We start from the raw sequence: 24,469 nt of genomic DNA, 5'->3' as shown, positions 1-24,469 counted from the left end.
AGGTTTTTTTACACCTGCTTATTGAGAAAAGCTCTTATTCATTAACCTTAAACAATAAAAGGTTATTTAGTTGTCGCCCTTATCGAGCTGAATAAGCAGTTTACGCATCAGTTTCTCCAGATTTTTCTGTTCATCATTGTCCAGTGCTGACCAGATATGACGCAATGAATCATGCTGAGGCGGAAGAAGGTCATGCAGAAAATCAGAGCCTTTTTCTGTCAGGTGCAGATGCAGACAGCGGCGGTCATTATGGCTCTCTTTGCGCTCAATCCAGCCGTTTTTCTCGAGTTCATCCGCAATACGGGTAGCATTGGTGCGGGAAGAGCCGAGCGCGGCACTGAGTTCCGAAGGCTGAATACTGTGAGATTCTTTAGTATCCAGAATCATCAGCGCCATGAACAATGTTTCGTTGATGCCCTGAGATTTCAGCATATTGTTACGTTTTTCTAATAATTTACTCTGAACGTGCATTGAAAGCCGGGTCAGCAAAATTTCCTGATACGGCAGATCCGCACCCAGACTCTTTTGTTGTGAAATCCGGCTGTTAAGCAACTCTTCTGTCGGTGTAAATGAACTTTCCATTATTGAGATACCTTATTAGTTTCTGTTGGTATGTTAACCCGGCTATGACCCGCGAAATGGCCGGTCAAAAGATTAATTTAACAATTATAGCAGGTTAATATCACTACATTTCTTTTGATAATGCTAACTGATTCATAAATTTTATGAATGTTAGTCACAAATATCACTTATTATTTAGCAAATGACTTACATTTTCATTACCGGGTGGCTGACTCTGATTATGCGTAATTTTCGCTTCATAAATTACGTCAATTTTTATTAGTGAACCATGATAATGAAGAATATCAAATGATCTGCATTGCCGTTATGGCAGTGATTATCGCTGTGGTATCTATTTTACGTGGTCAAAAATTATTTTCTTTGATTAACAGTGTTATTTGTAACTTTTTATGAAGGGATAATCTACAAGTGGTAGATTATTATGCGATATTTGTTCGATTTTTGAGTGGAAAAAAGCACCTGAAGGTGCTTTTTCCGGAGGAATCAGGTGTGTGATGTCTGCTGACGGGCCGGAGCGTCATCAGACTGCGGTACATCATACTTCTTCCCGGCAAGCCAGATCACCAGCCCGAGGGCACTGACCGCTGCGCCGCTGCAGCAGACGCCATCCCAGCCGTAGTGGCTGTAGGCATAACCGGACAGCAGTGAGCCGAATGCACCGCCGCAGAAATAGCAGGTCATATAACCGGCTGTCAGGCGACTGCGTGCCTCCGGCATCATCCGGTAGAGGGTACTCTGATTGGTGACATGCACTGCCTGCACCGCCAGATCCAGAACCACCACCCCGGCGACAAAGGCGGCGACAGAATAGCCGCTCAGTGCCAGCGGGATCCATGAGAGCAGCAGGAGCAGCAGACCGGCGCTGGTGGTCAGGCGGCCTTTGCCTTTATCAGCAAAACGCCCGGCAGGACCCGCCATCAGCGCACCGGCAGCACCGGCGAGGCCGAACAGCCCGATAGTGCTCTCAGAGTAATTAAACGGAGCCGATGCCAGCAAAAAAGCCATTGAGGTCCAGAGCAGGCCGAACGCGGCAAACACAATAGCACCGAGTGCGGCGCGGACACGCAGAACCGGGGTGCGGACAAACAGCACCACAACGGAGGCCAGCAGCTGACCGTATTTCAGCTCAGATACCTGTTTGTACTGCGGCAGACGCAGATACAGGATCAGGGCCAGCAGAACCAGCAGCCCGGACGCTGCCCAGTAAACAGTCCGCCAGCCGCCGAATTCTGCCAGCACTCCGGCGACGGTCCGTGCCAGCAGGATGCCGAGCAGCAGGCCGCTCATAATGATCCCGACGGCCTTGCCGCGATGCTGCGGTTTGGCGATAGTCGCCGCCAGCGGGATAAGGATCTGTGCCACGACGGAGAACATGCCGGCCAGTGCGGTACCCAGCAGTAACTGCCAGAGGGTCTGTGACAGAGCGGAAATCACCAGCCCGGCAGCTGACAGCAGTGTCATGGTGACAATCAGGTTGCGGCGCTCGAATTTATCCCCGAGCGGCACCAGAAACATCAGACCGGCAGCATAACTGAGCTGAGCGGTGGTGACGATAAATCCGGCCATACCGGCGGTGACGCCGAATTGCACGGCAATCGTCTCGAGTAAAGGCTGTGCATAATAGTTACTGGCGACTAACAACCCGGTTGCTATTGCCATCAGGCAGATAAGCTGAGGTGTCAGAACCGCATCAATGGTCTTCTTTTTCATGATTATTATAAGATTGATTGAGTATGAAATGATTACGGGTACTACGGAGCGTTACTATATAGAAAGCAGACCGGAAAGGGTATCGATTTTGTGAGGTTGATCACGTTTCATTGAGAATAAAAAAGCGGCCATACTGTGATGGCCGCCGGGAGGATTTTTCAGATCCGGTTATTTATCAGCGGCTTTGCGCGCCTGTTCAATCCAGCCGTCAAATTTCGCCTGATTAGCTTTAATCCAGGCATTGGCGTGACGTTCAATATCCGCCTGTGAATTTTCGCCGTTATGCATGCGCAGGTTCTGGGCGTTAATTGCCGAAACCGGCAGTTTCATGACGGCAAACAGTTCTGCGGCCGCCGGGTTCTGCTCAGCCCAGGCTTTGTTGGCCGCGATATGCATAGTGCTCGGCGGGAAGCCGTAGTTTTTGCCGTTCGGCAGTTTGGTGTCAATTTTCTCACCGTCCGGCATGGAGGAGAACGGCACTTCCAGCCAGACCACATCACGTCCCGGTTTCAGGACATCACTGATCCAGTACGGCGTCCAGGTATAGTAAAGCACCGGTTTGCCTTCTTTGTAACGGGTGATGGTGTCTGCCATCATCGCGGCATAGTTCCCCTGGTTGTGCTCAACGGTGTCTGTCAGCTTATAGGCGTTCAGATGGTTGTTGATGGCGGCCTCACAGCCCCAGCCCGGGTTACAGCCGGTCAGATCTGCTTTACCGTTGCCGTTGCTGTCAAACAGCTTGGCGATTTCCGGGTCTTTCAGCTGTTCAATATTGGTGATGTGGTATTTCTCAGCGGTTTTTTTGTCAATCAGATACCCCTGAGCGGCGTTCACGACATAATCCCCTTTGCGGTAGAATTTATCGTCACCTCCGGCCGCCTTGTACTGGGAATTGTGCAGCGGCACCCAGCTTACTGCCATAAAGGTGGCATCACCGTTGGCGATTGACGCATAGGCCACGTTGTAATCCACTTCCTGGATCGGCTGCACGTCGTAGCCGAGTTCTTCCAGTGCTTTGTTGACGATAAGGGTCTGAAAGGTTTCTTCAGTAATGGTGCTTTGTACAGGCAGCACTTTGACCCCTTTGCCCGGCTGTGCGGTGTCCGCGAAAGCCTGAGTACCAATGAGTGCCGATAAGGCGATTGCTGCGATTGCTGTCTTACGCATCGTTTTCCCTCTTGTTGTGCCTGCCGCCGCGATAACAGCGGCAGGGTGATAATGAGCGGGAGCGGAGGCTCCCTGCCGTGTGTTACGGCGCGCGGCGGAACGGACGGGTAATAAGCCCGGCAGGGCCGGTGTGATACCAGCGGCGGCCGGCTTTGCTGCGGGAATCTTTCCCGAGTGATTGTGTCAGGCGGTCAAGAATAATGGCGAGAATGACAATCCCCGCACCACCGACAGACGCCAGCCCCATATCCAGGCGGCCGATACCGCGCAGTACCATCTGCCCCAGGCCGCCGACGGCGATCATGGAGGCGATTACCACCATGGACAGTGCCAGCATCAGAGTCTGGTTGATCCCGGCCATGATGGTCGGCATTGCCAGCGGCAGCTGTACTTTAAACAGCATCTGGCGCGGGTTGGCACCAAAGGATTCTGCGGCTTCGACCAGGTCAGCGGGCACCTGACGGATCCCGAGGATAGTCAGGCGGATCACCGGCGGCAGGGCGAAGATAATGGTTACCACCACACCCGGTACGTTACCGATACCGAACAGCATAACAATCGGCACCAGATAGACGAAGGCCGGTGTTGTCTGCATGGCATCAAGCAGCGGACGGATAAATTTCGCGGCGCGTTCATGGCGTGCCAGGGCAATGCCGGTAGGCAACCCGATGATAATACAGAACATCAGGGCGGTCAGAACCAGTGACAGAGTCACCATTGCTTCATTCCATGCCCCGATGGCACCGATAAAGGTCAGTGATATCACGGTGGCAAGCCCCAGCCCTTTGCCGCTCATCTGCCAGGCGAGCAGAGCAAAGATAAGAATGGCGATCGGCGCCGGAATGGCGGTCAGTCCCTGTTCAAAGGTCGTGAGCACAAAGTCGATCGGCACACGGATGCCCTGAAAGACCGGACGGAAGTGCAGCACAATCCAGTTGATGGCATCGGTCACCCAGCTGTCAAACGGGATCAGCGAGTGATCAAACGGGTTAGCCCAGTCAAAAGCAGGGCCGGTATCTGCCGGTGCGGCATCCAGCCAGTCACTGCCGCTGTCGGCTGCGCCGCCCCACGGGTCGGCATCCGCACCACCGGTATCGGCGGCACTTCCCCACGGATCACTGCTGTCTGCGGCGTCCGGGACGGTCTGTGATGATGAAGGATCCGGCTCTGATGTCGCCGCCCACGGATCCAGTTCTGTATCCTGTTGATTATTCCGGCTCATTCGGCGTCTCCTTATCTAAAGCCTGCAGCAGCATCCCTTTTGAGATAACCCCGGCATAGCGGTTGTTGTTGCCGACCACCGGAACAGCACACGGTGACTGCGCGACAACGGTCAGCAGCTCATTGAGCGGCGTGTCGGCGCTGACCGCCTGCGGCTCGCTCAGAATGGCATCTGTGATAGGTTTTTTCGCTTTCAGTGCCGCCTCCAGTGAGGCAACAGAAACAATACCGGCAAATTTTTGCCCGCGTTCAATCAGATAGCCGTATTCGCGGTCATCATCATTGAGGACTTTCAGTGCTGAGCGCGGGCCGAAGCCCGGCGCCACGTGCAGCAGCGCATCCGCACGGCGGCGGGCAATATCTTTGGCGCTGAACACATGACTGATATCCACACCACGGAAGAAGGTACGGACATAATCATTAGCCGGATTATTGAGGATCTCATCCGGGGTGCCGACCTGCACCACCACGCCGCCCTGCATAATGGCGATACGGTCGCCGATACGCATGGCCTCGTCGAGGTCATGGGAAATAAAGACGATGGTGCGCTGTTTATCGCCCTGGAGGCTCAGCAGCTCATCCTGCATCTCGGTACGGATCAGCGGGTCAAGGGCGGAGAATGCCTCATCCATCAGCAGGATATCCGGGTCATTCGCCAGCGCGCGGGCAAGCCCGATCCGCTGACGCATCCCGCCGGACAGCTCATCCGGATAGGAATTCGCCCACTGCTCCAGGTTGACCTGTTTCAGCGCATCCAGAGCGCGTTCATGACGTTCCGCTTTGCTCATCCCGGCCAGTTCCAGGCCGAATGCGGTATTGTCGATCACCGACATATGCGGCATCAGCGCAAAGGACTGAAACACCATGCTGATTTTTTTGCGCCGTACCTCACGCAGTGCCTGATCGGAAATCACAGCGATATCTTCGCCGTCAATCAGCACCTGGCCGCGGGTCGGTTCTATCAGGCGATTGAGAAGACGAACTAAGGTGGATTTCCCTGAACCGCTCAGTCCCATGATGACGAATATTTCGCCTTCTTCAATGGCCAGATTGGCGTCCTGTACGCCGACGGTAGCACCGGTCTTTTCAAAGATATGTTCTTTGTCCAGGCCCTGTTCTAATAATTCAAATGCCTGTTTCGGGTGCTCACCGAATATTTTATAGAGATTTTTAACTTCGAGTTTTATTGCCATGCAGTATATCCATTCAGAATAACGTGGATGTGAAATAGGTAAATGTGGATCCTCTCCCTGAAAAAAAGCGTTATTTACCCTAGCATACGAGATAATGCTGACAACCCCTTGTTTATGATAATTAATCAAAAAGAGCGGATATATTTTTGGTGTAAAATCACCGGTATCCGGTAAATATTCCATTTCATTAATATGTGAATAATTTGCGGGGAATAAGAAAGAGAGAGCAGCGGAAAGTTAACCAGGCGCTTGTTTTAACCGCTTTTTATCCGGAATGCCGGAAAAGGGAATATGATGATATTCCGCCGGATAATTCCGGCGTCAGTAAGTTGTGAGATTCATCGCGAAAACAGGGAAAAAAAATCACTCCACATTAAATATATTTATTAATAATGATGTGTAATTAATGGTGCAATAACGGATATTTAGGTTAAGTAAGAAAACAACTCGATAAAAATATCCTGATATCGGGAAAATACCCCCGTAAAAATTGATGATTCAGGTTATTTTGTGAGCGAAAAATGCACTGATACAAATATACTGTAATATCAGTGCATTAATAAAACCGGTATTTATAGTACGATACTTAAACGGAAGTGATTGATTTAAAAATCCCAGTCCTCATCTTCTGTGTTCACCGCTTTACCTATCACATAAGAAGAGCCTGAACCGGAAAAGAAATCGTGATTCTCGTTGGCATCCGGTGACAGTGCCGATAATATTGCCGGGCTGACATCCGTCACACTCTCCGGAAACAACGCTTCATAGCCTAAGTTCATCAGTGCCTTATTGGCGTTGTAATGCAGGAATTTAATCACATCCTCAGACCATCCGGCACCGTCATATAATTTCCGTGTATAACTGACTTCATTTTCGTATAAATCAAATAACAGACTGAAGGTGAATTCCTTTATTTCTTTGCGGGTTTGTTCGTCATAATTCTGTAATGAACGCTGGAATTTATAACCGATATAATAGCCGTGTACTGCTTCATCCCGGATAATCAGACGGATCAGATCGGCAGTATTTGTCAGTTTGGCGCGGCTTGACCAGTACATCGGTAAATAAAATCCGGAATAGAATAGGAAGGATTCCAGAAACACACTGGCAACTTTCTTTTTCAGCGGGTGCGGGTCACGGTAATAGCCGAGGATAATCGCCGCTTTATTTTGCAGCGTGGGTTCCTCTTCACTCCAGCGGTAGGCGTCATCAATTTCCTGTGTGGAGCAGAGCGTGGAGAAAACCGAGCTGTAAGAGCGGGCATGTACCGCCTCCATAAAGCTGATATTGGAAAGTACCGCTTCTTCATGCGGCGTCAGGGCATCTGGGATAAGTGCCGGTGCGCCGACGGTATTCTGAATAGTATCCAGCAGGGTCAGACCGGTGAACACGCGGATAGTCAGTTGTTTCTCTGCCGGAGTCAGTGTCTGCCACGACGGAATATCATTGGAGAGCGGCACTTTTTCCGGCAGCCAGAAGTTGCTGGTCAGGCGGTTCCAGACCTCAAGGTCTTTGTCATCCCCGATCCGGTTCCAGTTAATCGCGGAAATGCGGCTTAATGTGGTCATGATAATATCCTGAAATAAACGGTTTATACGGCGCAGGAAACACAGCCCGCCACTTCGGTGCCTTCCAGCGCGGACTGGCGCAGGCGCACGTAATAGAGGGTTTTTATCCCTTTGCGCCAGGCATAAATCTGTGCGCGGTTGATATCGCGGGTGGATGCCTCATCACTGAAAAAGAGGGTGAGGGATAAGCCCTGATCAACATGCTGCGTGGCGGCGGCGTATGTATCGATAATCTTTTCCGGCCCGATTTCATAGGCATCCCGGTAATACTCAAGATTATCGTTGGTCATAAAGGCGGCCGGGTAATAGACACGGCCGAGCTTGCCTTCTTTGCGGATCTCAATACGGGCCACAATCGGGTGAATGGAGGAGGTCGCGTGATTGATATAGGAAATCGATCCGGTCGGCGCGACTGCCTGTAAGTTCTGGTTGTACAGCCCGTGCGCCATCACACTCTCTTTCAGCTGCTGCCAGTCCGCCTGTGACGGAACGGTAATACCGGCATCAGCAAACAGGGCGCGGACTTTCTCTGTCGCCGGTTCCCATTTCTGTGTGATGTATTTACTGAAATACGCCCCGCTGGCATAGGCTGACTGCTCAAAGTTACGGAAGGTCTGCTGCCGCTCAATCGCCAGCCGGTTGGAGGCTTTCAGGGCATAATAGGCGATGGTTAAAAAATAGATATTGGTGAAATCAATACCTTCTTCTGAACCATAATGAATATGCTCCCGCGCCAGATAACCGTGCAGGTTCATCTGCCCGAGCCCGATAGCATGAGAACCCTTGTTACCGTGATCGATGGACGGCACACTGCGGATCTGACTCATATCTGACACCGAGGTCAGTCCGCGCACGGCGATTTCAACGGAGCGGGCGAAATCCGGGGAATCCATCATTTTCGCGATGTTCAGCGAGCCGAGGTTACAGCTGATATCGCGCCCGGTGTGGCGGTAACTCAGATCATCATTGTATTCACTGGCGCTGTTAACCTGGAGTATCTCCGAGCAGAGGTTGCTCATATTAATGTAGCCGGCGACCGGGTTTGCCCGGTTCACATTGTCCTCAAACATAATGTAGGGATAACCGGATTCAAACTGGATCTCCGCCAGGATACGGAAAAACTCACGGGCATTGATTTTGCGTTTGCGGATGGCCTTGTTATTCACCATGTCCGCATAGTGCTCTGAGATGCTCAGTTCTGACATCGGTTTGCCGTAAATCCGCGCCACATCGTACGGGGAGAAGAGGTACATCGGCTCATTATTTTTGGCCAGCTCAAAGGTGATATCCGGGATCACCACGCCGAGAGACAAGGTTTTGATACGGATTTTTTCATCCGCGTTTTCCCGCTTGGTATCGAGAAACGTGAGGATATCCGGATGGTGCGCATGCAGATATACCGCCCCGGCGCCCTGGCGTGCCCCCAGCTGATTGGCGTAAGAAAAGGCATCTTCCAGCATCTTCATCACCGGCACCACCCCGCTGGACTGGTTTTCAATCAGTTTGATCGGCGCACCGGACTCACGCAGGTTGGTCAGCAGAAATGCCACGCCACCACCGCGTTTGGAGAGTTGCAGGGCGGAGTTCACACTGCGGCCGATGGATTCCATATTGTCTTCGATTCGCAGCAGGAAGCAGGAGACAAATTCACCGCGCTGTTTTTTGCCGCAGTTGAGGAAGGTCGGGGTGGCGGGCTGGAAACGTCCGCTGATGATCTCTTCCAGCAGATGCTCTGCCAGTTGCGTATCTCCCCGCGCCAGTGTCAGCGCCACCATGCAGACGCGATCTTCAAACCGCTCCAGATAGCGCTGGCCGTCAAAGGTTTTCAGGGTATAACCGGTGTAATATTTCAGGGCACCGAGGAAGGTCGCAAAGCGGAATTTTTTGCTGTACGCCAGCCGGAACAGATTTTTAATAAATTCAAAATCATATTGTGCGATAACGTCAGCTTCGTAATAGTTTTCATTAATCAGAAAATCGAGCTTTTCCCGCAGGTTGTGGAAAAACACGGTGTTCTGATTCACATGCTGGCGGAAGTAGTGGTGTGCCGCCGTCACATCTTTATCAAACTGGATCCGGCCCTCTGCATCATACAGGTTGAGCATAGCATTCAGGGCGTGGTAATCCGTGTATTCAGTGGTCATCGTGTTATCCCGGAATCAGGTAAGCAGCACTCAGCAGGCGGTCTCTGCGGCCTGCTGCTGCCAGAATTGGTGTAAGCCGCGGCGGACGTTATTGACATCCGCCTGTGTGCCGAGCAGTTCAAAACGGTATAAAAACGGCACCTGACATTTGGCGGCGATAATGTCACCGGCGATAGCATAAGCGCGGCCAAAGTTGGTATTCCCGGCGGCGATCACACCGCGCAGCAGCGCCCGGTTTTCAGGGCGGTTAAGAAAGCGGATCACCGGACGCGGCACCGCGCCGCTGTGATGGCCGCCGCCGTAGGTCGGCACCAGCAGCACAAAGGGTTGTGTGGCAGTGAGATCACCGTCTTCCGGCAGCCGCGTGGCCGGGATCCCCAGTTTTTCCGTGAAACGGTGACAGGTTTCTGAACGGGTGGAGAAATAAATCAGTGCCTGTGTGGTCATGGTGCCTCCGGTGTGTGCGGTTCAGAGGGCGGCAAGTTTGTCGGGACGGAACCCGGCCCAGTGATCCTGACCGGCGATCACCACCGGCACCTGCTGATATCCCAGTGTGCGGACATGCAGATACGCCTGCTCATCCTGAGTAATATCAATGACACTGAACGGAATGTTTTTCCGTGTCAGCATCTGGTAAGTGGCATTGCACTGCACGCAATCGGGTTTGCTGTAGATAGTCACTGTCATGGCGGTTTCCCGTGGTTTTCATTGCCCGTTATGAGCAGATGTCGTGGGTTAACTGTGTTTTAAATACTATATGTAGATATTAAATATATCAACCACACTATATATGGTGTTTTTATATTTTGAATGATTATCACTATTATTAATCGGAATATGCGTAAACACATGATGAACTGTCTGCACGGTGAATATGAGGAGGGGGAAAATCCGCAGCGACAAATGTCCCCGTCAGGCGTACAATAAAAAAATCTGAACTGTCTTTTGCAGACAGCTGAATTTATTGGCATCTGAACTGAAATCACACATTTATTATGGAATTAGCCCCGTCTTCCCGAACTATCCGCATACTCCTTGCTTCTGATACCCCGCTGATTGATGTCCGCGCGCCGGTTGAATTCAGCCGGGGAGCCATGCCTGCCTCACACAATCTGCCGCTGATGAATGATGAGGAGCGGGCCGCTGTCGGTACCTGCTATAAACAGCAGGGCGCTGAAAAAGCGCTGGCACTGGGACATCAGCTGGTCAGCGGTGAACGCCGTGAGCAGCGTATAGCGGACTGGCTGGCGGCTTGTGCGGAATATCCGCAGGGGTATCTCTGTTGTGCCCGGGGTGGCCAGCGCTCGCATATCGTGCAGCAGTGGCTGCGGGATGCGGGAACGGAATACCCGCTGATCACCGGTGGTTACAAAGCACTGCGTCAGGCGGTGATTCAGGTGACTGAAGAACTGGTGGCGCGTCCGGTGATCCTGATCGGCGGCTGTACCGGCAGCGGTAAAACCACGCTGGTGGGCGAACTGGCTGACGGTATCGACCTGGAAGGGCTGGCGCATCACCGCGGATCGTCTTTCGGGCGTACGCTGGAGGCACAGTTTGCCCAGGCGACATTTGAAAACCATCTCGCTGCCGCCATGATAAAAAAAGAAGAAACCTGTACCCGCTGGGTGCTGGAAGATGAAGGCCGAGCCATCGGCGCCAACGGCCTGCCGGAGCCGCTGCGGGCACAAATGGCACAGGCATCGCTGGTGGTGGTGGAAGATCCGTTTGAGCGCCGCCTGGAACGCCTGAAAGAAGAGTATTTTGACCGCATGACTTATGATTTCACCGCCGCATACGGCGAAGAAAAAGGGCGTGAGGCATACAGTGAATACCTGCATCACGGGTTGTCCGCTATCCGGCGGCGGCTCGGCACGCAGCGGGCAGCGGAACTGACCGCGCTGCTCGGCAGTGCGCTCGCGGAGCAGTGGCGCAGCGGTAATACGGAAGCCCACTTCTCGTGGCTGTGTCCGCTTCTGGAAGAATATTACGACCCGATGTACAGCTATCAGCTGGACAAAAAAGCTGATCGCATCCTCTTTCGCGGTACCTATGAGGCCGTCGCCGACTGGCTGAAATAATTCGTTCTCTTATCATCCGTCACAAAGCTGTTCACCGGGGGATCATTTTCCGGTGAACTGACTTGCATGAATTCATTTGTCTCGTTATTTTCTCTGTTGTGAGATGAATGACGTAAATGATGTTTGTCTCTTTATCACAATTAGGTTTTGCTATAGCAAAACCAGCACAAAGGGCAAACGTATGGCGACGACTTATATAAAGGCTCCAACCGGATTTCCCCGCCGTTTTATCATTATCAGCGCGGATGAGCAGGGGATCACTGAACTGGGATTTGATGATACTGCGCCGGAGCAGAGCGGCAGTGATAACCCGCATATCAGACAGTGTATTCATGAGCTGGATGAATATTTCGCCGGGAAACGGCAGGATTTCAGTGTAAAACTCAATCCGCACGGTACTGAATTCCAGACCAGGGTGTGGGCGCAGTTATCGACCATTCCGTTTGCGATCACCTGGTCTTATAAAGATCTGGCGCTTAAGCTGGGCTCTGCCAATTACTGCCGCGCGGTCGGTATGGCAAACGGGCGTAACCCGATTTGTCTGATTATTCCGTGTCACCGGGTGATTGCACATGACGGTTCAATGGGCGGCTACAGCAGCGGCCTGGATATCAAGCAGTGGCTGTTACGCCATGAAGGTATTATCTGAGTAAAAAGGTGACAACTCCTGCTGACCGTTGAAATAACCAGGACAAATCCTCTGGTATATCAGCGGAATATCTCTCACAATGTCACTATCCGGCGGGTAGTTTAGTCTCGAACCAGATTGCCCGGCAGGATCAATACAGTCTGAAAACGGCTGGCCGGGTACTGATGAAGTACTATCACTTGTAAAAAGGTTTTTTTGAATGTCAAAACGCAAAGGTAACGTGAAGTGGTTTAACGAAGCAAAAGGTTTCGGTTTTATCACTCCGGAAGACGGCAGCAAAGATGTGTTTGTTCACTTCTCTGCAATTCTGAATGATGGTTTCAAAACACTGGCAGAAGGCCAGAAAGTGGAATTTGAAATCGTTGATGGTGCGAAAGGCCCGTCTGCCGCAAACGTTGTCTCGATCTAAGTTGTAACACGCTATACCGTAGCCGTTATTTTAATTCGACATTACCGTGACGAAAACCCGTTACTCACCATGGTAACGGGTTTTTTTATATCAGCGCCGGTTAGCAACCTGGCTGAGCCAGACACTGCCGATCACCACGATAACCCCTGAACACTGTAACAGGCTCAGTTGCTGATCCAGCACAAACCAGCCCAGCAGCACTGCCGTCAGCGGGCTGAGAAAACCGAGTGATGCCACAGAGTTTGGTCCGAGGATTGCCAGTCCGCGAAACCAGAACAGATAGGTCAGTGCCGCGCCAATCAGTCCCAGATACAAAAATCCGCTGATATTGAGCAGTGTCAGCGGCGGCAGTGCCGGTTCAAGCAGCAGAGAGACCGGCAGCAGCAGTAATCCGCCTGCGGTAAGCTGCCAGGTGGTAAAGGTCAGCGGTGAGACGTCCGGCTGCCAGCGGCGGCTCAGCACCGTACCGGCGGCCATGGAGAACGCACCGGCTAATCCGGCAATAATACCGATAGTGTCAAGTTTTGCCTGCGGTGTCAGTAACAGCAGCGCCACCCCGCCTATCCCGCACAGTGCGCCGAGCACCGCCGGGGGCTTCAGCACATTGCCCAGCACCATGCGGGAGAGCAGCAGCACAATCAGCGGCTGAATGGCCCCGACTGTTGCGGCGACACCGCCCGGCAGGCGATAGGCCGAGACAAACAGCAGCCACCAGAACACCGCGAAATTCAGTGCCCCGAGCACGAAAATCCGCCCCCACCAGATCCCTTTCGGCAACCGGCGGATAAACAGCATCAGCAGCAGACCGGCGGGTAAGGCGCGCAGCATGGCAACAGTCATCGGGTAGCCTGCAGGCAGCATTTCGGTTGTTATCAGGTAAGTACTGCCCCAGACGGCGGGAGCCAGTGCTGTCAGGCATAAAACGCCGCTACGTTTCATCATTTACTCATTAATAATGTGATATGGAACGCATCATAATCCGCATCCGTTGCGGGGGGAATAGCGGCAGCGGGGCAGAGCACAAAAGACATACATCATTGAGATGTTTTCCGGTCAGGTAAAACGCCGGTAACGGGCAGGCGAACGAAAAGCGTAAGCGCCATGGATGGCGCGATCCGAGCGCACAGGGATGTGTTTACAGCGACTTTTCGTTTTGCCCGTTACCCGCGTCATCACCGGAGTGGCATAAAAAAACCGCCGTTTTTCAGCGGCGGTTTCCGGTATTCGCAGAACAGCGGGAAATTATTTAACTTCTTCGCCTTTGGCCTGCAAATCAGCATGGTAAGAAGAGCGGACAAACGGGCCGCAGGCGGCGTGGGTGAAGCCCATTGCCATTGCTTCGGCTTTCATTTCCTCAAACTCTTCCGGGCTGACATAACGCTGAACCGGCAGATGGTGACGGCTCGGCTGGAGATACTGCCCCAGGGTCAGCATGGTCACGCCGTGACGGCGCAGGTCGCGCATCACATCAAGGATCTCTTCATTGGTCTCGCCTAAGCCGACCATCAGACCGGATTTGGTCGGGACTTCCGGATGGGCTTCTTTAAAGCGCTCCAGCAGTTTCAGTGACCACTCATAGTTTGCACCCGGGCGTACCTGGCGGTAAATACGCGGTACGTTTTCCAGGTTGTGGTTGAAAACATCCGGCGGGGTGGCGGTCAGAATTTCCAGTGCTTTATCCATCCGGCCGCGGAAGTCCGGTACCAGGGTCTCAATTTTAATTGCCGGGCTGTGGTCGCGGATAGCGGTGATACAGTCAGCAAAATGCTGTGCGCCGCCGTCGCGCAGGTCATCACGGTCAACAGAGGTGATCACCACATAACGCAGTCCCATGTCTTTGATAGTCTGACCGAGTTTCTGCGGCTCATTGGCATCCGGTGCATTCGGGCGGCCGTGGGCAACGTCACAGAACGGGCAGCGGCGGGTGCAGATAGCCCCGAGGATCATAAACGTGGCGGTACCGTGGTTAAAGCATTCGCTCAGGTTCGGGCAGGAGGCTTCCTCACAGACAGAATGCAGGCCGTTACGGCGCATTGCATCTTTGATCCCTTTGATTTTATGGGAATCAGCCGGAAGCTTGATTTTCATCCAGCTTGGTTTGCGTAATCGTTCGGTCGTCTCTGATACCAGGTTTTTGACCGGGATAAGCGCCATTTTATCGGCATCACGGTATTTGATACCGCGTTCCATCTGAATTGGTTTACTCATGTTGATGTCATTTCCGGTTAGATTCATCGGATAGTGATTGATGAGCGCCGTGGTGACGGCCTGCCTGCTGAATGTAACAAAGTCATCAATCTTTTAAAAATCTTTTTAAAAATGTTAAAAAAATTATAACACTATTCTGCGGCAAGTTGGAATCCTAATTGCCTGCAGAATTGTGCGGTCAGCACGGGCTGAACATCCGCAAGGGTAATACCGGGAACAAAATCAGCCATTTGTGTCATGGCGAGACCGGCATAGCCACACGGATTAATGCGGTGAAAAGGTTCGAGATCCATATTGATATTGAGTGCAAGGCCGTGGAATGAGCGACCATTGCGTATCCGCAGACCGAGTGAACAGATTTTGTTACCCGCCACATAAACACCGGGGGCATCCGGGCGCGGGTAAGCCTCAATATTCCATTGTTTCAGTGTCTCAACCACTGAGTTTTCCAGGGCGGATACCAGTTCCCGCACACCGATTTTGTCACGTTTAAGATCAATCAGCACATACATAACCTGCTGTCCCGGGCCGTGGTAGGTCACCTGGCCGCCGCGATCGGACTGGATCACCGGGATATCGCCGGGGGCAAGGACATGCTCGGCTTTACCGGCCTGACCCTGGGTAAAAACACGTTCATGCTCAACCAGCCAGATCTCGTTGCCGGTTTCCGCCGTACGCTGTTCAGTAAATTGGTGCATGGCTTCAGAGACAGGATGATAAGGCCGCAGGCCCAGCTGACGTAAAATGATGGTGTTATTTTGCAAAATGGTATCTTCAGTTCGGTATGCCGGGCCAGCAGTATAACGCGCACGGCAAATGCGTACCAGTGATGCGCATAAAATGTTCAGAAGGATAAAAAAAGGCCGCCCGGAAAGGCGGCCGCAGGCCGTTGACAAACCCGCAGGGGTTGGCGACGACCGACAGAGGTTGTGAAAATAAACCAGGAAAATCAAGTTATTGATTTTCGGCTGATAACACAAAGCAGGAAAAACTACGTTTTATCCTGCTTTGTCAGCAATCTTAGGCCGCTTTGAAAGGCGGCCTGAAATGATGAAGAAATGACGGTGTTACAACACCATTCTCACGCGCTCTAACGCGCCTAATTCTTCGTACAGATTCTCGATCTGCTCAATGTGTGTCGCGTCAATGGTGACAGAAACGGAATGATAGGTCCCTTTGCTGCTTGGTTTGATTGACGGACTGTAGTCACCCGGCGCGTGGCGCTGGATCACTTCCAGAACATCATTCACTAATTCCGGTTCAGCGGCACCCATCACTTTGTAGGTAAATGAGCAGGGGAACTCTAACAGTTCATTGAGTTTGGTTTTCATGGGTGCTCCTTAATAAAGCAAAACGTCAGATGAACTAAATATGGGGATAGTTCATCTGATTTCAAGTCTCAGCCGAACCAGCGGTGAAACAGCAGACGGATATAGTCGATCAGACGACTGAAGAAGTTCCCTTCCGGGACGGCTTCCGTCACGACCAGCGGCCGGGTTTCAATGATCTGGTTGTCGAGCTGGAAGTTAATGGTGCCGACCACCTGGTTTTTCGCCAGCGGCGCATGCAGTTCCGGATCGATCAGGACAAAACCGGCTTTCAGATCTTTCAGGCGGCCGCGCGGAATGGTGAGATAAACATCATTTTCCACTCCCAGCTGCACTTTGTCTTTGTCCCCGAACCAGACGATTTCAGACACCAGCGGGTTGTCTTTCTGCATCGGTTTGACCGTTTCAAAGAAACGGAAGCCCCAGGTGAGCAGTTTCTTGCTTTCCGCATTGCGGGCTTTGGCAGATTTGGTGCCCATCACCACGGAGATCAGACGCATATCCCCTTCGGTGGCAGAGGCGACCAGGTTATACCCCGCACCGTTGGTGTGACCGGTTTTAATCCCGTCCGCATTCAGGCTTTTATCACCCAGCAGGTCGTTACGGTTTTGCTGGGTAATATTATTATAGGTGAATGAGCGCTCTTTATAGATAGCATATTCATTCGGCACGTCACGGATCATTGCCTGACCAATGAGCGCCATATCCCGCGCACTGCTGTACTGGCCGTCGGCATCCAGGCCGTGAACGGTTTTAAAGTGGGTATTTTTCAGACCAAGCTGCGCCACATACTGGTTCATCTGACCGACAAACGTGTCCTGATCACCGGCAACAAATTCCGCCATCGCCACACAGGCATCATTACCGGATTGCAGATTGATGCCGCGTGTGAGATCCGCCACGCTGACGCGCTCGCCCGGTTTGAGGAACATCAGCGAGGAGCCGCGGAATACCGGGTTACCGGTCGCCCAGGCGTTTTCCCCGATGGTGACCATGGTGTCCGGGGTGAATTTACCGGTGTTCATTGCCTGGCCGATGACATAGCTGGTCATCATTTTGGTCAGACTGGCAGGGTCACGGCGGACATCGGCATTTTTTTCCGCCAGTATTTTGCCGGAATGGTAATCCATCAGAATATAGGATTCCGCTTCAATATCCGGAACAGGCGGGATGGTGGTATTCAGATTCGGAACATCAGCGGCAGAAGCTGCGGCGCTCAGTGCCAGGGTCAGACCGAAAGCGGCCAGGCGCCCGGCGCGGTGTTGATAAGTCGTTGCGTATTTCATGAGTGTTAAAACAACATTGATGATGCCGGTGAAAAAGAAACGCTATCATAGCAAAACAGCTATGACAGCGCGTAGTGTTATCACTGCCTGCTTTTACGGTGCCAGGATAAATGAATTCATATTCAGCTGCTGCTGAAGGCGTCCCTGTACTTCGGCGGCCCGCTCACGGCTGGTAAACGGCCCCAGCTGGACACGGAACATATCACCGGAGGATTCAGTCATACCGGGCACACCCAGTTTGTCGCTGAGTTCTTTCTGCCACTGTGATGCGCGCTCCTCGCTCGCCACTGCACCTACCTGGACTCGGTAACCATTCACCGCAGCCTGTTGTGGTGCAGGAGAGGCTGTATTTTCAGTTTGTGTTTCTGCCGGTGCCGCGGGCTGTTTCACGGTCGGGATCAGCGCGGATTCCGGCTGCGGCTGTGCCATAACAGGACGGCTGCTGATCGGCACCACCGGGGTGGTGTTGGTTACCGGTGTCCCCAGCGCACTGGTTTTTCCCAGTTCCGGGCGGCCCGGTAAAGCATAGCTCTGTTTGGCGACCACGGTACCGACAGTCCCGGTTCCGCTCAGGGAACCGTCTTCCGCCACCACAATCGGGTCAATTTTAATTTTGGTGTTCGGCAGCAGGTTCAGGCGATCTGCCACAGCCCGGGAAAGCCCGATCTGTTTGCCCGGCATATACGGGCCGCGATCGTTAATCCGTACCACCATCATGCGGTTATTCGCCATATTGGTGATCCGCGCATAGCCCGGGATCGGCAGTGTCGGGTGGGAGGCGGTCAGTTCGGCGCTGTTGATGATCTCACCGGTGGCTGTCCGGTTGCCGTTCTGGGCCTGACCGTAAATCCAGGCATAGCCCTGCTGACTGAAGTTTTCCGGATCACGGACAATCTGATACTGCTGACCATTACGGACATAATCATTATTTGCGCCCGGATGCAGCGGCTCATAAGCCGGTACGGCGCCGAGGATCTCTTTTGCCGGGCCCGGCGGCGGTGTCTGTTTGACCGGCGGCTGCACTGACGGGCAGCCTGCCAGCAGGGCGGCCATCACGGTGACCGCAATCCATTGTAAACGCATGAAAACCTCGTAATGTATTATAAGCTTTTTGACAGCATCTTACGGTGTGTATGAATTGACATGACAATACCAAACCCTGCCATTAATACAATAAGGGCGGAGCCGCCGTAACTCATCATCGGCAGTGGTACACCGACCACCGGCAGGATCCCGCTGACCATACCGATATTGACAAACACATAGACAAAAAAGATGAGCATCAGACCGCCCACCATTACCCGTCCGAAGGTATTCTGAGCGCGGGCGGCAATCATCAGCCCGCGAATAATGATCAGCAGATAGAGTACCAGCAGGAAGATCACCCCCACCAGCCCGAGCTCTTCCGCGAGGACAGCAAAGATAAAGTCAGTATGACGTTCCGGCAGAAATTCCAGCTGGGACTGGGTGCCCAGCATCCAGCCTTTGCCGGCCAGCCCGCCGGAGCCAATGGCAATTTTTGACTGAATAATATGATAACCGGCACCGAGCGGGTCGGTTTCCGGATCGAGCAGCATCATCACCCGGCCGCGCTGGTAATCGTGCATCAGGAAAAACCAGAGCAGCGGAATAAAGGCGGCAAGCAGCAACACGGCGATCCCGATAAGACGCCAGCTCATCCCGGCCAGAAACAGCACAAAAATACCGGAGGCGGCAACCAGGATAGACGTCCCGAGATCCGGCTGTGCAGCGACCAGCAGAGTCGGTACCACCACCAGCAGCAGGGCAATGGCGGTATTTTTCAGGGTCGGCGGACACTGGTCGCGGTTCATAAATCGCGCCACCATCAGCGGAACCGCAATTTTGGCAATCTCGGACGGCTGAAAACGGACTATCCCCAGATCCAGCCAGCGCTGCGCGCCTTTACTGATCTGCCCGAAGACATCAACAAAAACCAGCAGGAGTACACAGACAATATAGAGATGCGGTGCCCAGGTTTCATACACGCGGGGCGGAATTTGCGCCAGGATCAGCATAATAATGATGCCGGAGAAAATCTGCCCGAGGCGGCGCTCCATCATCTCCGGATCCAGCCCGCTGGCACTCCACAGCACAAATGCGCTGTAAACCAGCAGGATCAGCAGCAGTACCAGCAACGGGAAGTCGATGTGCATGCGGGTCATCAGGGATACTTTGCGCGGATTATCAGTCATGGGCATTACTCTGTTTCACTGCCGGGTGGCGACGGCGGAGCATCCGGCAGTACCGTGTTGTTATCACCCAGCAGGACGTGATCAAGGATCTGGCGGACCAGGGTACCGACTGCCGGGCCTGCACCGCCGTTTTCCAGAATAATGGTCACCGCCACTTTCGGGTTATCATACGGTGCGTAGGCAATCATTAATTTATGGTCGCGCAGACGTTCCGCCAGTTTGCTGGCGTTATAGGTTTCATAACTGAACACCTGTGCCGTACCGGATTTGGCAGCCGCTTTGTACGGTGTACCGGCAAAGAATTTGCGGCCGGTGCCGTTCGGGGCATTGGCAACGCCGAACATCCCGGACTTGGCCAGCTCCCAGTAACCGGAATGAATGTCACCGATAGCAATATGTTCTTTCTGCTCATACGGCAGCATGCCGTTACCTTCTTTGGTACCGAGCAGCAGGTGCGGCGTTTTCACCACACCATCATTGATCAGGGTATTAAGGGCTTTCGCCATCTGAATAGGCGTTGATGTCCAGTATCCCTGACCGATCCCGACCGGGATGGTATCGCCCTGATACCACTGTTTTTTATAGCGCCGCTGTTTCCATTCACGGGTCGGCATCACGCCGTTGTACTCTTCGATCAGATCAATACCGGAATACTCGCCGTAACCGAAGCGGGTCATCCAGGCGGACAGGCGGTCGATCCCCATGTCATACGCCACCTGATAGAAGAAGGTATCTGCCGATTCAATAATCGATTTCACCACGTTCAGGTTGCCGTGACCATAGCGTTTCCAGTCGCGGTAACGTTTTTCCGATCCCGGCAGCTGCCACCAGCCGGGGTCAAAAATGGTGGTGTTACGGGTGATCACGTTTTCGCTGAGTGCCGCCACTGAAATAAACGGTTTCACGGTGGATGCAGGCGGATAGAGCCCCTGGGTGGTACGGTTGATCAGCGGACGATCCGGGTTGTTGAGCAGACCCCGGTAATCCGGACCGGAAATGCCGTTCACAAACAGGTTCGGGTCATAACTCGGGTTGGACACCAGTGCGAGAATTTCGCCGTTACGCGGATCACTGACCACGACAGCCGCCCGGCTGGTGGTCAGCAGCTTTTCGATATACATCTGCAACTCGAGATCAATCGTCAGATAGATATCTTTCCCGGCCTGCGGTGCCTGCTCGTGTAACTGGCGGATCACGCGGCCGCGGCTGTTGACTTCCACTTCCTCATAGCCGGTTTTGCCGTGCAGGACGGATTCATAATAGCGCTCAATGCCCAGCTTACCGATATCATGGGTGGCGGCATAGTTCGGTAAAATACCGTCTTTATCCAGGCGTTCGACATCTTTGTCGTTAATTTTTGCCACATAACCAATCACATGGGTCAGGGCAGAGCCGTAAGGGTAGAAGCGGCGCTGATAGCCTTTGATTTCCAGTCCCGGAAACCGGTACTGATTTACCGAAAACCGCGCCACCTGAATCTGGTTGAGCGGGGTTTTCAGCGGAATAGAGGTAAAGCGGCGCGAACGGCGGCGCTCTTTTTCATAATTCGCGATATCTTCGTCGGTCAGATCGACAATCTCGCGCAGCTCATTCAGTACGTCCGGCAGGCCGGTGACTTTCTCCGGCACGATTTCGAGCTGATAAATGGTTCTGTTTTCCGCCAGCAGGGTACCTTTGCGGTCATAAATCAGACCACGGCTCGGCGGAATCGGAACCAGTTTGATCCGGTTATCATTGGAGCGGGTCTGATAATCTTCATGGCGGTTAATCTGGAGATGATAGAGATTCACCACCAGTACGGCAGACAGAATAACAATACCGATAAATGCAACCACCGCACGGCGGATAAACAGGGCGGATTCCGCGCTGTAATCGCGGAAGTCCATCCGTTGCTTGTGTTTTTTCTTATCGCCGTCAGGCGCGTTCAGACCGGGCACTGCGGTTATTCCCTGTGATACGGATGATTGGCAGTAATACTCCAGGCGCGGTACAGACTCTCCGCCACCAGCACACGCACCAGCGGATGCGGCAGGGTCAGCGGGGAGAGCGACCAGCTCTGCTCAGCGGCGGCTTTACAGGCAGGCGAAAGGCCTTCCGGGCCGCCGATAAGCAGGCTGATGTTGCGTCCGTCCTGTTTCCAGCGTTCCAGTTGCCCGGCCAGCTGCGGGGTATCCCAGCGTGCGCCGGGAATATCCAGTGTGACAATCCGGTTGCCTTTACCCGCCGCCGCCAGCATTAACTCACCTTCTTTTTCCAGGATCCGTTTGATGTCTGCGTTTTTCCCCCGCTTTCCGGCCGGGATTTCGGTCAGTTCAAACGGCATATCTTTCGGAAAACGATGGAGATAATCCTGAAATCCGGTTTCGACCCAGTCAGGCATTTTGGTGCCGACGGCAATGAGCTGTAACTTCAACACTCAGCTCCAGAGTTTCTCTAATTCATACATACGGCGGCTTTCATCCTGCATCACATGCACGATAGCTTCACCGAGATCAACAACAATCCAGTCGGAAATGCCCTGACCTTCCACGCCGAGCGGCATCATACCGGCCTGACGGCAGTCAGTGATGAGGTTATCGGCGACAGACGCCAGATGGCGGCTGGATGTACCGGTACAGATAATCATGTGGTCGGTAATGCTGGATTTACCGCGTACATCAATAGTAATAATGTCCTGTGCTTTGGAGTCTTCGAGTTTATCAATAATAAACTCAAGTAATTCTGTGCCTTGCAAAAGGTTCACCTTATATTCCGGATAAATAGATAACAGAACACATCCCCGTCAGTCGTACCGCCGTGGCAGTTCAGGTGCGGGGTTGCTGTGTGCCGGGGGATAATCGCTATTTTACGTTACAGAGGGCAATTTTGCGAGGCTCACCCTGCGTTGCCGCCGGCACCGCAAGAATAACAGCGAACAGGGGGAATACAAAGCAGTAAAGATTAAAGAAATATCAGGAAATGTACGGACAGGGAAAACAGAAACAGTGTACTTTGTACTATAGTCACTCCGTAACAGATAAAAAGGCGGAAAATATGACATATCAGCGACAGACGGAAAATGATGATGAGGAAGCGTTGTGGCGGCAGCAGGCACAGCAGGAACTGATTCAGGCACTGAATCCGCCGCTCAGTGCGGGCGGTCTGATCCGTCTGCACAGCCGTTACAAATACGCGCTGATGGCTTATTCACCGCAGATATATAAAAGCAGCGGGCGACTGTTATCACAGGCGGGAACACTCTCCCCGGCTGAACTGGCGGAAACGGCGGCGGTCTGGCAGCAGATGTTACTCACTGCATTTTCACAACCCGCGACCCGCGCCAATATGACCAATGCACTGATGCATATGCAGGGGTATTTCAAACGCCTGCTGAGCCCGGCAGAAAAACAGCAGATGAGTGCGGCGATTGAGGCTTACCGTACCGGAACCGGCTCTGCGGCGGCGGTAAAGCATCTGTTACTCACCACTGCCCGTCACTATCAGACAGATTATCTGTGTGAGCAGGCTATCCTGCAGCCGGTGACAGCGGCTCAGTCACACTCCGGGCGCAGCAGTGTGTAGCGGTCGCCCATATTTTCATAGCCCCAGTCACACATCAGCAGCAGAATCGGGATCAGCGAACGGCCTTTTTCTGTAATGGTGTATTCCACGCGGGGCGGCACTTCGGCAAAGACCGTCCGGGTCAGCAGGCCATCCGCTTCCATCTCGCGTAATTGATTGGTTAATGTTTTTTGTGAAATATTGACAATATAAGCCCGTATTTCCCCGAAACGCTGAACGGTTTTTTCAGATAATAAATTTAATATTAACGGTTTATATTTCCCGCCGATAACCGACAGCGTCACTTCTATTTCACTGACCACTACAATTTTCTTTATTTTATCGTCCATTAGTTACCTTCAGGTTACTTTGTGAAATAAATCTGCCTTCTTGATATATGTAAAGCAAGGCATAAAATCATGCAACTTTATTTATATTTTCAGGATAAATGCAATGAAAAAATTAGTGGTTATTACCGGCGCCAGTTCCGGTATCGGTGAATCTGTGGCAAAACGGATGAGTCAGGCCGGACATCCGGTCTTATTACTGGCACGCCGCAGCCGGATTACCGAAGGGTTTCATCTGCCGGACAGCCTGTGCCGCAGCGTGGATGTGACCGATCTTGCGGCAATGAAAGCCGCCATAGCAGAAGCGGAAAGTCTGTACGGCAAAACGGATTTATTAATTAACTGTGCGGGCGTTATGCTGCTGGATAATCCGTATGATCAGGATTATGCCGAATGGCAGCAAATGGTGGATGTGAATATTAACGGTGTTCTGACCGGGATTAATATTGTATTGCACGATATGGTTGCGCGTCAGGAAGGCACCATTATTAATATCAGTTCGATTGCCGGGCGAAAAACGTTTCCGAGCCATTCCGTGTATTGCGGAACTAAATTTGCCGTTCATGCAATAACGGAAAATATCCGTGAGGAAGTGGCTCCGTCAAATGTCCGTTTAATTACCATAGCCCCGGGCGTGGTGGAAACACCGTTATTAAGTCATACCACCAATGAGGAAATTAAGCAGAATTACCAGACCTGGAAAAAAGAGATTCAGTCAGGCCTGGATCCGGAAAAAATCGCGGATTGTATTCAGTTTGCTTATCAGCAACCGCAGGATGTGTGCATCCGTGAGATTGTGATTGCCAAAACCCGGCAGGCGGGGTGA

At 52.6% G+C, this 24,469-nt stretch carries 25 protein-coding genes; 5 read left to right on the top strand and 20 right to left on the bottom strand.

Features of this window, described 5'->3' with window-relative positions:
- Nucleotides 1-66: 66 nt before the first annotated feature.
- The 9 genes from mprA to nrdH all read right to left on the bottom strand — a co-directional run bounded on the left by mprA (nucleotide 67) and on the right by nrdH (nucleotide 10,272).
- Nucleotides 67-582 (bottom strand): transcriptional repressor MprA, encoded by a 516-nt coding sequence (gene mprA, locus U868_RS0112275; protein WP_025153548.1) that lies wholly within the window; start codon nucleotides 580-582, stop codon nucleotides 67-69.
- A 483-nt stretch (nucleotides 583-1,065) separates the two neighbouring features.
- The gene (locus tag U868_RS0112270; protein WP_025153547.1) at nucleotides 1,066-2,292 is read right to left on the bottom strand and encodes an MFS transporter; all 1,227 of its coding nucleotides are present in this window, start codon (nucleotides 2,290-2,292) and stop codon (nucleotides 1,066-1,068) included.
- A gap of 168 nt (nucleotides 2,293-2,460) precedes the next feature.
- Nucleotides 2,461-3,459: a glycine betaine/L-proline ABC transporter substrate-binding protein ProX gene (gene proX / locus U868_RS0112265; protein WP_004235570.1), complete on the bottom strand. Its 999-nt coding sequence runs from the start codon at nucleotides 3,457-3,459 to the stop codon at nucleotides 2,461-2,463.
- Nucleotides 3,460-3,541: 82 nt separating this feature from the next.
- On the bottom strand, nucleotides 3,542-4,681 hold the full coding sequence (gene proW / locus U868_RS0112260) for a glycine betaine/L-proline ABC transporter permease ProW (RefSeq protein ID WP_025153546.1): 1,140 nt from the start codon (nucleotides 4,679-4,681) through the stop codon (nucleotides 3,542-3,544).
- Entirely contained in the window at nucleotides 4,668-5,873 is a 1,206-nt protein-coding gene (gene proV, locus U868_RS0112255; RefSeq protein WP_024474192.1) for a glycine betaine/L-proline ABC transporter ATP-binding protein ProV, read from the bottom strand. Before proV ends, proW begins: the two co-directional genes overlap by 14 nt.
- 605 nt (nucleotides 5,874-6,478) lie before the next feature.
- Nucleotides 6,479-7,441, bottom strand: coding sequence for a class 1b ribonucleoside-diphosphate reductase subunit beta (gene nrdF / locus U868_RS0112250; RefSeq protein ID WP_029991089.1), 963 nt, complete (start codon nucleotides 7,439-7,441; stop codon nucleotides 6,479-6,481).
- Nucleotides 7,442-7,464: 23 nt separating this feature from the next.
- Nucleotides 7,465-9,585, bottom strand: coding sequence for a class 1b ribonucleoside-diphosphate reductase subunit alpha (gene nrdE / locus U868_RS0112245; RefSeq protein WP_025153544.1), 2,121 nt, complete (start codon nucleotides 9,583-9,585; stop codon nucleotides 7,465-7,467).
- Nucleotides 9,586-9,615: 30 nt separating this feature from the next.
- Nucleotides 9,616-10,032, bottom strand: a complete 417-nt coding sequence (gene nrdI / locus U868_RS0112240; RefSeq protein ID WP_025153543.1) for a class Ib ribonucleoside-diphosphate reductase assembly flavoprotein NrdI — start codon at nucleotides 10,030-10,032, stop codon at nucleotides 9,616-9,618.
- A 21-nt stretch (nucleotides 10,033-10,053) separates the two neighbouring features.
- Nucleotides 10,054-10,272, bottom strand: a complete 219-nt coding sequence (gene nrdH / locus U868_RS0112235) for a glutaredoxin-like protein NrdH (RefSeq protein WP_025153542.1) — start codon at nucleotides 10,270-10,272, stop codon at nucleotides 10,054-10,056.
- 308 nt (nucleotides 10,273-10,580) lie between these two features.
- Between nrdH and mnmH the strand changes: the two genes are divergently transcribed.
- The 3 genes from mnmH to cspE all read left to right on the top strand — a co-directional run bounded on the left by mnmH (nucleotide 10,581) and on the right by cspE (nucleotide 12,721).
- Complete coding sequence (gene mnmH, locus U868_RS0112230) at nucleotides 10,581-11,663, top strand: tRNA 2-selenouridine(34) synthase MnmH (protein WP_025153541.1); 1,083 nt, start codon at nucleotides 10,581-10,583, stop codon at nucleotides 11,661-11,663.
- 181 nt (nucleotides 11,664-11,844) lie between these two features.
- The gene (locus tag U868_RS0112225; protein WP_025153540.1) at nucleotides 11,845-12,312 is read left to right on the top strand and encodes a methylated-DNA--[protein]-cysteine S-methyltransferase; all 468 of its coding nucleotides are present in this window, start codon (nucleotides 11,845-11,847) and stop codon (nucleotides 12,310-12,312) included.
- A gap of 199 nt (nucleotides 12,313-12,511) precedes the next feature.
- Complete coding sequence (cspE, locus tag U868_RS0112220; protein ID WP_004235583.1) at nucleotides 12,512-12,721, top strand: transcription antiterminator/RNA stability regulator CspE; 210 nt, start codon at nucleotides 12,512-12,514, stop codon at nucleotides 12,719-12,721.
- Between the two features lie 90 nt (nucleotides 12,722-12,811).
- On the opposite strand, the gene U868_RS0112215 is transcribed toward cspE, so the two are convergent.
- The 10 genes from U868_RS0112215 to rsfS form a co-directional block, all read right to left on the bottom strand.
- Nucleotides 12,812-13,663, bottom strand: a complete 852-nt coding sequence (locus U868_RS0112215) for an EamA family transporter (RefSeq protein ID WP_430623533.1) — start codon at nucleotides 13,661-13,663, stop codon at nucleotides 12,812-12,814.
- Between the two features lie 300 nt (nucleotides 13,664-13,963).
- The gene (lipA, locus tag U868_RS0112210; protein ID WP_025153538.1) at nucleotides 13,964-14,929 is read right to left on the bottom strand and encodes a lipoyl synthase; all 966 of its coding nucleotides are present in this window, start codon (nucleotides 14,927-14,929) and stop codon (nucleotides 13,964-13,966) included.
- 131 nt (nucleotides 14,930-15,060) lie between these two features.
- A complete protein-coding gene (gene lipB / locus U868_RS0112200) occupies nucleotides 15,061-15,693 on the bottom strand; it encodes a lipoyl(octanoyl) transferase LipB (protein ID WP_025153537.1) in 633 nt (210 codons plus the stop codon).
- Nucleotides 15,694-15,996: 303 nt separating this feature from the next.
- A complete protein-coding gene (gene ybeD / locus U868_RS0112195) occupies nucleotides 15,997-16,260 on the bottom strand; it encodes a DUF493 family protein YbeD (RefSeq protein WP_004235588.1) in 264 nt (87 codons plus the stop codon).
- Between the two features lie 68 nt (nucleotides 16,261-16,328).
- Nucleotides 16,329-17,543, bottom strand: coding sequence for a D-alanyl-D-alanine carboxypeptidase DacA (dacA, locus tag U868_RS0112190; RefSeq protein ID WP_025153536.1), 1,215 nt, complete (start codon nucleotides 17,541-17,543; stop codon nucleotides 16,329-16,331).
- 93 nt (nucleotides 17,544-17,636) lie between these two features.
- On the bottom strand, nucleotides 17,637-18,626 hold the full coding sequence (gene rlpA / locus U868_RS0112185; RefSeq protein WP_025153535.1) for an endolytic peptidoglycan transglycosylase RlpA: 990 nt from the start codon (nucleotides 18,624-18,626) through the stop codon (nucleotides 17,637-17,639).
- A 17-nt stretch (nucleotides 18,627-18,643) separates the two neighbouring features.
- On the bottom strand, nucleotides 18,644-19,756 hold the full coding sequence (gene mrdB / locus U868_RS0112180) for a peptidoglycan glycosyltransferase MrdB (protein ID WP_025153534.1): 1,113 nt from the start codon (nucleotides 19,754-19,756) through the stop codon (nucleotides 18,644-18,646).
- A 5-nt stretch (nucleotides 19,757-19,761) separates the two neighbouring features.
- Nucleotides 19,762-21,642, bottom strand: a complete 1,881-nt coding sequence (mrdA, locus tag U868_RS0112175; protein ID WP_029991086.1) for a peptidoglycan DD-transpeptidase MrdA — start codon at nucleotides 21,640-21,642, stop codon at nucleotides 19,762-19,764.
- A gap of 56 nt (nucleotides 21,643-21,698) precedes the next feature.
- Nucleotides 21,699-22,169: a 23S rRNA (pseudouridine(1915)-N(3))-methyltransferase RlmH gene (gene rlmH / locus U868_RS0112170; RefSeq protein ID WP_004235593.1), complete on the bottom strand. Its 471-nt coding sequence runs from the start codon at nucleotides 22,167-22,169 to the stop codon at nucleotides 21,699-21,701.
- Between the two features lie 3 nt (nucleotides 22,170-22,172).
- Nucleotides 22,173-22,499, bottom strand: a complete 327-nt coding sequence (rsfS, locus tag U868_RS0112165; protein WP_080694358.1) for a ribosome silencing factor — start codon at nucleotides 22,497-22,499, stop codon at nucleotides 22,173-22,175.
- A 290-nt stretch (nucleotides 22,500-22,789) separates the two neighbouring features.
- On the opposite strand from rsfS, the gene U868_RS0112160 reads away from it, so the two are divergent.
- Nucleotides 22,790-23,317, top strand: coding sequence for a YbgA family protein (locus tag U868_RS0112160; protein ID WP_025153531.1), 528 nt, complete (start codon nucleotides 22,790-22,792; stop codon nucleotides 23,315-23,317).
- Here the strand turns inward: U868_RS0112160 and U868_RS0112155 are convergent.
- On the bottom strand, nucleotides 23,287-23,646 hold the full coding sequence (locus U868_RS0112155; RefSeq protein ID WP_025153530.1) for a winged helix-turn-helix transcriptional regulator: 360 nt from the start codon (nucleotides 23,644-23,646) through the stop codon (nucleotides 23,287-23,289). The two genes, U868_RS0112160 and U868_RS0112155, sit on opposite strands and share 31 nt — an antisense overlap.
- Before the next feature lie 103 nt (nucleotides 23,647-23,749).
- Here U868_RS0112155 and U868_RS0112150 point away from each other — a divergent pair, with 103 nt between their 5' ends.
- The gene (locus U868_RS0112150) at nucleotides 23,750-24,469 is read left to right on the top strand and encodes an SDR family oxidoreductase (RefSeq protein ID WP_025153529.1); all 720 of its coding nucleotides are present in this window, start codon (nucleotides 23,750-23,752) and stop codon (nucleotides 24,467-24,469) included.

This window comes from Morganella morganii H1r (genome assembly GCF_000633515.1).
GTDB lineage: Bacteria > Pseudomonadota > Gammaproteobacteria > Enterobacterales > Enterobacteriaceae > Morganella > Morganella morganii_B.
The sequence above is the reverse complement of the archived record's forward strand: the minus strand, read 5'-3'. Positions and strand labels throughout refer to the sequence as shown.

What these genes read in the sequence shown, in the direction of transcription:
- mrdA (WP_029991086.1), bottom strand. Translation starts at nt 21,642, where the DNA reads ATGGACTTCCGCGATTACAGCGCGGAATCCGCCCTGTTTATCCGCCGT.
- proV (WP_024474192.1), bottom strand. Translation starts at nt 5,873, where the DNA reads ATGGCAATAAAACTCGAAGTTAAAAATCTCTATAAAATATTCGGTGAG.
- U868_RS0112155 (WP_025153530.1), bottom strand. Translation starts at nt 23,646, where the DNA reads ATGGACGATAAAATAAAGAAAATTGTAGTGGTCAGTGAAATAGAAGTG.
- proX (WP_004235570.1), bottom strand. Translation starts at nt 3,459, where the DNA reads ATGCGTAAGACAGCAATCGCAGCAATCGCCTTATCGGCACTCATTGGT.
- U868_RS0112150 (WP_025153529.1), top strand. Translation starts at nt 23,750, where the DNA reads ATGAAAAAATTAGTGGTTATTACCGGCGCCAGTTCCGGTATCGGTGAA.
- mprA (WP_025153548.1), bottom strand. Translation starts at nt 582, where the DNA reads ATGGAAAGTTCATTTACACCGACAGAAGAGTTGCTTAACAGCCGGATT.
- lipA (WP_025153538.1), bottom strand. Translation starts at nt 14,929, where the DNA reads ATGAGTAAACCAATTCAGATGGAACGCGGTATCAAATACCGTGATGCC.
- U868_RS0112270 (WP_025153547.1), bottom strand. Translation starts at nt 2,292, where the DNA reads ATGAAAAAGAAGACCATTGATGCGGTTCTGACACCTCAGCTTATCTGC.
- mrdB (WP_025153534.1), bottom strand. Translation starts at nt 19,756, where the DNA reads ATGACTGATAATCCGCGCAAAGTATCCCTGATGACCCGCATGCACATC.
- cspE (WP_004235583.1), top strand. Translation starts at nt 12,512, where the DNA reads ATGTCAAAACGCAAAGGTAACGTGAAGTGGTTTAACGAAGCAAAAGGT.
- U868_RS0112160 (WP_025153531.1), top strand. Translation starts at nt 22,790, where the DNA reads ATGACATATCAGCGACAGACGGAAAATGATGATGAGGAAGCGTTGTGG.
- U868_RS0112215 (WP_430623533.1), bottom strand. Translation starts at nt 13,663, where the DNA reads ATGATGAAACGTAGCGGCGTTTTATGCCTGACAGCACTGGCTCCCGCC.
- rlpA (WP_025153535.1), bottom strand. Translation starts at nt 18,626, where the DNA reads ATGCGTTTACAATGGATTGCGGTCACCGTGATGGCCGCCCTGCTGGCA.
- dacA (WP_025153536.1), bottom strand. Translation starts at nt 17,543, where the DNA reads ATGAAATACGCAACGACTTATCAACACCGCGCCGGGCGCCTGGCCGCT.
- U868_RS0112225 (WP_025153540.1), top strand. Translation starts at nt 11,845, where the DNA reads ATGGCGACGACTTATATAAAGGCTCCAACCGGATTTCCCCGCCGTTTT.
- ybeD (WP_004235588.1), bottom strand. Translation starts at nt 16,260, where the DNA reads ATGAAAACCAAACTCAATGAACTGTTAGAGTTCCCCTGCTCATTTACC.
- nrdE (WP_025153544.1), bottom strand. Translation starts at nt 9,585, where the DNA reads ATGACCACTGAATACACGGATTACCACGCCCTGAATGCTATGCTCAAC.
- nrdF (WP_029991089.1), bottom strand. Translation starts at nt 7,441, where the DNA reads ATGACCACATTAAGCCGCATTTCCGCGATTAACTGGAACCGGATCGGG.
- mnmH (WP_025153541.1), top strand. Translation starts at nt 10,581, where the DNA reads ATGGAATTAGCCCCGTCTTCCCGAACTATCCGCATACTCCTTGCTTCT.
- proW (WP_025153546.1), bottom strand. Translation starts at nt 4,681, where the DNA reads ATGAGCCGGAATAATCAACAGGATACAGAACTGGATCCGTGGGCGGCG.
- nrdI (WP_025153543.1), bottom strand. Translation starts at nt 10,032, where the DNA reads ATGACCACACAGGCACTGATTTATTTCTCCACCCGTTCAGAAACCTGT.
- nrdH (WP_025153542.1), bottom strand. Translation starts at nt 10,272, where the DNA reads ATGACAGTGACTATCTACAGCAAACCCGATTGCGTGCAGTGCAATGCC.